This window comes from Acetobacter sp. P5B1 (assembly GCF_018811985.1).
Classification (GTDB): domain Bacteria; phylum Pseudomonadota; class Alphaproteobacteria; order Acetobacterales; family Acetobacteraceae; genus Acetobacter; species Acetobacter cerevisiae.
Window position 1 is genome coordinate 25,731 of record NZ_JACRVS010000027.1, and the last position, 6,866, is coordinate 32,596.

General features: G+C 60.5%; 6 protein-coding genes. 1 reads left to right on the forward strand and 5 read right to left on the reverse strand.

Going from position 1 to position 6,866, the window contains the following annotated elements; all coding sequences use genetic code 11:
- Window positions 1-92 precede the first annotated feature (92 nt).
- From KP703_RS12970 to KP703_RS12990, 5 genes are all read right to left on the reverse strand, one after another.
- Window positions 93-836, reverse strand: a complete 744-nt coding sequence (locus KP703_RS12970) for a hypothetical protein (RefSeq protein WP_215755251.1) — start codon at window positions 834-836, stop codon at window positions 93-95.
- A gap of 579 nt (window positions 837-1,415) precedes the next feature.
- The gene (locus tag KP703_RS12975) at window positions 1,416-2,399 is read right to left on the reverse strand and encodes a quinone oxidoreductase (RefSeq protein WP_215755246.1); all 984 of its coding nucleotides are present in this window, start codon (window positions 2,397-2,399) and stop codon (window positions 1,416-1,418) included.
- Between the two features lie 86 nt (window positions 2,400-2,485).
- Complete coding sequence (locus tag KP703_RS12980) at window positions 2,486-3,511, reverse strand: aromatic acid exporter family protein (RefSeq protein WP_231874930.1); 1,026 nt, start codon at window positions 3,509-3,511, stop codon at window positions 2,486-2,488.
- 49 nt (window positions 3,512-3,560) lie between these two features.
- On the reverse strand, window positions 3,561-5,126 hold the full coding sequence (locus tag KP703_RS12985; RefSeq protein ID WP_215755247.1) for a DegQ family serine endoprotease: 1,566 nt from the start codon (window positions 5,124-5,126) through the stop codon (window positions 3,561-3,563).
- A gap of 86 nt (window positions 5,127-5,212) precedes the next feature.
- A complete protein-coding gene (locus tag KP703_RS12990) occupies window positions 5,213-6,379 on the reverse strand; it encodes an OpgC family protein (protein WP_373687500.1) in 1,167 nt (388 codons plus the stop codon).
- Between the two features lie 234 nt (window positions 6,380-6,613).
- Here KP703_RS12990 and KP703_RS15700 point away from each other — a divergent pair.
- Window positions 6,614-6,866: iron-sulfur cluster assembly protein (locus KP703_RS15700; RefSeq protein ID WP_373687499.1), on the forward strand; the 253-nt coding region annotated here is incomplete at its 3' end.

The window sequence follows — 6,866 nt, forward strand, 5'->3', positions numbered from 1 at the left end:
GCCGGTTTCCCAGTTCTCCTCCCAGCATCCCAACAAAAAAAGCGGCCCCAAAAGGGCCGCCTTTTTTACATACCCTGAAAAGAACAGAAGTTTTACTGAGCCGGTGAGACTGCAGGGGCAGACGGCGCAGCAGGGGCTGCCGGCACGGCGGGAGCAGCGGGAACGCCCGGTGCAACCGGAACGGCAGGCACGGTCGGAACCGTTGCCGCAACGCCCGCAGCAGCATTGGCTGCATCAGCCGGAGCCTGAACAACCGGAGCATTCGGGTCAACAGCCGGAGCAGCTGTATCGTTCAGGATGACGTAGGAAATGGATTCCGTACGGGTAATGTCGATGACATCGCCAACCTTCAGCGTCGCCATGAAGTCCTGCATCGCCTTGATACGCAACACGGCAATGTGAGATTCACCATCCGTCGTCACGAAGGAGAGGGTGTGGGTCGTAAGGTCAATGCTCTGCACAGTTGCGCGTTCACGACGGAAGGCTGCAATCACGCCGCGCGGGTGGCCATGCACGTAGCCTTTGGCGGTTGTCAGCGTGGATTCCGGCAGCGGGCTGTCCGGTGGGGCAATTTCAGCGCCCAGCGTTTCCACAAAGCGGATGCTCAGCTTGTCACCCGCATTGACATGCGGCAGATCACGCACGGCAGAACCGTATTCGATGGTGATGAGGTGACCGTTGGCTTCACGCAGCAGAAGCTCACGCGCATCATGGTCAACAGTTTCCACCACAGCTTTTGCGGACTGGTTCTTGAGCAGAACAGAAGCCTGCGCATGGGCTGCTGACGGCAGACCAGCAGCAACAACGCCACCAACTGTCAGCGCACATGCAGCCATGGACCCTGCAGCCAGAGAAGCAAGACGGGAGACGATAGGATGCAACGCCCTTATCCTTTCTTAAATCAGTCTGACAACACAGGGATGCAGACAGCAGTTACACTGAATTTAGTCTGATACAGGGCCGGCACCATAACACAACCCACGGCCAGCACATTGCTCTACCTCAATGGAGCGTTGGCTGCCCCTGCCCTTTAAACCCGGCAGAAAAAAAGCCCGTCCGGCTTGCACCGGGCGGGCTTTGGGTCTGGCCATGTCTGGTCAGAAAATCAGATTTAGCCGCAGCACTTTTTCTTGCGGAAGAAATAAACCACCGCAGCAACCAGACCAGCAATCAGCAGACCGCGCATACAGGGGGATTTCGGGCATTTTACCGGACATTTCGGCATATCAGACTATCCTTGCATTCTTTTTCGTCCACCCGATGTGCCGGGCAGACGTCTCAATCTAACCGATCCGCGGCACTCCGTCATGCGCTAACAGCCGCATGCCAGCGCCTTCGCGCGCACCTCTTTAAAAAACGCCCAGCACACCCCATCGTTCCCGGTCCATGCAGGCCGGAGGCCCGCAAGACACCGTTTACGGCAGCAGAATGGTACTGCCGGTTGTCTTGCGCGACTCCAGAGCACGATGGGCCTCTGCTGCCTCCGTCAGCGCAAAACGCTGCCCGATGGAGGGCCTCAGCACCCCCTGCTCCAGCGCGCTGAACAAGGCTGCTGCTGAGGCCTGAAGCTCAGATTTGTCCGCAATATAAGTCATTAAGGAAGGCCGGGTGAGATACAGGCTGCCATGCGCGCCGAGCGTCCCCACATTCACACCCGTCACAGGGCCGGAGGCGTTGCCGTAGCTGACCATCAGGCCACGCGGAGCCAGACAGGACAGGCTGGCCTCAAACGTATCCCGCCCGATGCTGTCATACACCACCGGCAGCATGGCGCCGTCTGTCAGCTCCCGCACGCGTTGGGGCAGATTGTCCGTGCCCACCAGCACCTCCGCCGCACCGCAGGCGCGGGCCAGATCAGCCTTTTCCTGCGTGGACGTCACGCCAATAACCCGTGCGCCCAGATGCTTGCCCCACTGGCAGAGCAACTGTCCCACCCCTCCGGCAGCGGCGTAAACCAGAATGGTCTCACCCTTGCGCACCGGATAAACCTGCCGAAGCAGCATGTGCGCAGAAAGCCCGCGGAGAGTCACAGCCGCAGCCGTCTCGAACGACACGCTTTCAGGCAACTCCACCAGACGATCCGCCGCAATGGTCCGATACCGCGCATACCCACCCGGCACTCCGGCATAGGCCACCCGCAAGCCGGGTTTGAGGTCTGGTACATCCGGCCCCACGGCCTCAATCACGCCGGCCCCTTCCGAGCCCGGAATGGCTGGCAGAGACGGAAATTTATAAAGGCCTGAGCGAAAATAGGTATCAATGAAGTTGACGCCAATCGCCTCCTGCCGCAGCAGGACTTCCCCCGCACCCGGCGTAGGCACGGGCAGGCTTTCCACCTTCAGCACATCCGGGCCACCCGTTTCATGCACCCGGATAACGGTGTTGGTTTCATCACTCATGGCAAAATACTCCCTGTGCTGAAAAAGCCTCAACCGGGCCTGAGTTCATCAAAACCTGAAAGATTTATCCCAGCCGTCAGCCAGCCTCAGGCCTTTTTGGTGTCGTCTTCCGCCAGCAGCTGGATCAGGGTTTTCAGGTCCGTGCGGAGAACGCCCATGACAAAGCGCATGATTTCCTCACCCTGCGCGTCATCATCCGGCAGCGCCGTAATGACCCCGGCCGCCACACGATATTCCTCACCCGTGCGGGCCACAACCTCGCTCTCGCAGCGCTGGATAATCCAGTCAAACGCCCGCATCAGGGCGGGGCTGAGCGGGTCTGTCGCCTCGTCCTTCCCCTGCGCAGGCTGATGCTCGGCCAGCAGAACAGCGCGGGTGACCACCAGCGCATCCATCTGCAACTGCCGCAAGGCCTTGGGCAGTTCCGCCAGCATGGGGTCCCGCTTTTCCAGCGGGCGCCAGTGTTCGCGCCGCGCTTCCTCCACCGCACTCTGCACCTTGCGCAGAGAGGCCACACTGGCGTCATTCAGATCCTGAATCTGCGCCCAGTCCATTTCATGATTGTGGGCCTGCGTCAGCATCTCGACAATCTGGCGCACGGTGGTCGCCGCATTGCGGAAGGCATCCCGCCGGGCCTGCTCATGCAGCACAACGTAGGTCACCAGCATGGACACACCCACGCCCATCAGAATGGACAGCACGCGCTCAACCGGCAGCAGATAGGGGTCATTGGGCGTGGCGAACAGGGTCGCGATCATCAGCGTGACCACCCCCATCCGTGTGCCCGGCTTCCAGGAAGCCAGAATGGCCAGCGGTACAAAGGCGATCGCAAAAGATTCCCAGAGCGGCCAGTGATACAGCATGAGCGTGATGGGCAGAATGCTGGCCGCAGCACCGATCAACGTCCCGACAAGCTGATACCGCCCGCTGGACAGCGTTTCCGTAATGCTGCTCTGGGTGACAATCACTGAGGTAATCAGCGCCCAGCCCGGTTCCTGCAGATTGGTGACCCACGTCACAAACCCGCACAGCCCGACAGACACCAGAAGCCTGATGGTCTGCCGCACAACCGGGTTCCCAAGCCATGGGGCAGACAAAATTTTAAAATGCATCAAAAGCCCGCTCTGCTTTTACAAGACCGGCAGAAAACGCAGAACCAGCTCAGGGGGTATCCTCACCATTCAGTGGGAACGGCACCCAGCGCAGGCCATCGGCATCATGCACCAGCAGCAGCACGGATTTCTTGTGGGCTTTCTGCGCGTCTTCAATCCGTTTTTTGAGGTCTGCCGGGCTGGTCACTTCCGCCTGCTGCACTTCCGTCACCACATCGCCTTCCCGCAGGCCACGATCAGAGGCCAGACCACCGTCCTTCACGGAGGTGACCAGCACCCCTTTCTGGCCAGACGGGAGGCTGTATTTCTGGCGGGCAGTGGCATCCAGCGGTCCTACGGAGAAGCCGAGTTTGGAGAGACTGACTTCCGCAGCCCCTTTGGGCGTCGCCGCGGGTTTAGCTTCCGGCTCAGTGGCCGGTTCCGGCAGCATGCCGATGGTGACGGGCACATCCACCATCTTGCCATGACGCCACACACCCAGATGCGCCACTGTGCCCACCGGCAACTGGGCGGAGAGGCGCGGCAGAGCCTTGCCTTCAATCGGCTGGCCATCCAGCGTCTGGATCACATCACCAGTCTGAAGTTTGGCTTTAGCAGCAGGACCATCTTTTTCCACCCCGGCCACCAGCGCGCCGCGTGCCGGGTTCAGGCCAAGACCATCCGCAATATCCTGCGTCACGTTCTGAATACGCACACCCAGCCAGCCACGGGAAACTTTGCCGGTTTTGCGGAGCTGTTCCACAATCCCGCGTGCCTCGTTGGCGGGAATGGAGAAGCCAATCCCGACCGAACCACCAGATGGCGAGTAAATGGCGGTGTTCACGCCAATAACATTGCCGTCCATGTCAAACAGCGGGCCACCGGAGTTGCCTTTGTTGATGGGCGCATCCGTCTGGATGAAGTCATCATACGGGCCCTGATCAATATTGCGCCCGCGTGAGGAAATAATCCCGGCCGTCACCGTGCCGGACAGGCCGAACGGGTTGCCAATGGCCAGAACCCAGTCCCCCACCCGGCGCTTGTCACTATCCCCAAAATGGACAGCGGGCAGCGGCTTCTTGCTTTCCACTTTCAGCAACGCCAGATCGGTCCGGTCGTCATGCCCCACAGCGCGGGCGGTCAGCACCGTATTATCCTGCAGGGTGACCGTAATCTTGTCGGCATGGCGGATAACGTGATTGTTCGTCACGATATAGCCTGCCGGATCGATAATGAAGCCAGAGCCCAGCGCCTGCATGCGGCGCGGCGGGGCGTCCGGGCTGCTCTGCCGGTTCATGAAGTCATGAAAGAATTTCTCAAAGGGCGAGCCCTGCGGGAAGTTCGGCATCTGGGGGAGCTGGTCATCCCCGCCATCGCCGTCCTCATCATCCTCATCAGAACCGCTTTTGACAGTCTGTGTGGTGGAGACATTGACCACGGCAGGCAGCAACTTCGCGGCCAGATCAGCAAAGCTGTCCGGTGCTCCGTTCAGCCGCCCGGCAACCGGAGCTACCGCCTGAGGTGCTGCCGGCAGAGCAGCCCCCTCCGCAGCCCATGCAGCAACCGGGCCGCCCCCCCCCGCCAGCAGCAGGCAGGACAAAGAACCGGCACAAAGGAGATGACTGGACAGGCGCATGGGCGACAATACTCTCAAACGTCAGAAATCACATCGGACCTTAGTCTATCGCACGATCCTGTTCCACCGTCAGCCTGTTTCGAACATCAGGCTGGCCGCGCAGCCCGCTGGCGTTTGCGGTAGCCATCCAGCCAGGCGGCCAGCGCGAACAGAATGCTCAGGCCTGCCACATTCACAACAATCTGCAACAGCCAGCCATCGCCAAAGGTGCTGAACAGCAGGCGCGCATACAGATCCAGCACCGTGCCCACCACAAAAATTTCCAGTGAATGCCGCCCCACGCGGGCCAGAAGCTGGCCGGTCCGGCTTTCCGCCGCCCATTTCCGCGCTGCGGCGGAGGACTGCACCAGATAGAAAATGGCCATCACATCCAGCAGCCGCAGGGGGGAGAGCCAGCTTTTTTCCGGCATGATCATTGTGCCAAATGGCCGCAGATCCGGCAGTCCCCACTGCGCCCAGGGGAAGGCCTGCAGGGCGGAGAACGCCAGATACAACACACAGCACCCGGCCAGAATGTCCAGACGTGGGAAGTCCGCCCCGCGCCGCTCCGTCTCAGCAGACGCAGAAGCCCCGAGCGCGAACAGGAACTGCCAGGCAAACGGGTTGAAATACCAGCCATCCGGGTCCAGCCAGTTGGGCAGGTTCAGGCCGGGGTCCAGATTAACGAGCATCCACATCGCACCGGACAACAGAAGTGCGAGAGAGCGGTGGATGCGCATCAGCACATAAAACAGCGGAAACCCGCCCAGAAGGATGATATAAAGCGGCAGGATGTTCAGGTTACTGGGCAGCGCATCAAACATCATGACGCGCCAGACCCAGCTGAGGCCATGCGCGAGTTCTGGCTCCAGAAAATCCACCGGCACCAGCGTATAATGCCGCCAGACCCGCACCGTGATGACATAAACCCCCACCATAATGGTCTGGCCGATATAAAGCTGCACACAGCGGCGAAAGATACGCCCCAGACAGACGGCCACCCCGTATTTCCGAAAGCCCCGCCCATAGGCCAGCCAGGACGCATAGCCTGCCAGCAAAACAAAGATTTCCGCCGCATCGGCAAAGCCAATATTCCGCATGGTAAAGCGGTTGAGCAGGTTTTGCGGAATGTGGTCCACAAACATCATCAGCAGCGCCACACCCCGCATGGCGTCAATCCGATGGTCCCGCACGGAGCGGGCCACCGGCGGCGCGGACGGGGGCTCGGCGGGGGATGGAACCGGTTTTTCCATAGTGGACGGATCGTGCGGCATGGCGCTCATAATAACGGATCGGCCCCTTTTTCCATCAGACTCTGGCGCACACCAGATATTGGGCGACCATTTCCTTCTTTACGCGCCCCGAATGACCGAAAAAAGCGTCAAAACGATGGGGAACCGCAAAACAGCCCCCGCTCTTCCCCCTTGACGGCAGCAGCCTCATGCTGTTGCCAACAGGGCAACAGGCCTCTTGTGCCGCAGAGACAGCCAGAGTCAGGACGAAAAACAGTGGTACACTCTTCCCCCCTCCATCATGATGACGTTGCCCGTGTGCTGGATTCCGTACGGGATGCGCAAACCGGCCACTCCCTGCTGGCCCTGAGCAAGCTGGACGGCTTCCGGCTGGAAGAGGGACGGCTGAGTGTCGCGCTGGCTGTTAGCAAGGAGCAGGCCGCCACCCTTGCCCCGCTGTGCAACGAGGCCAAACCCGCGCTGGAAAAACTGCCGGGCGTGCAGACGGCCACCGTCATTCTCACCGCCC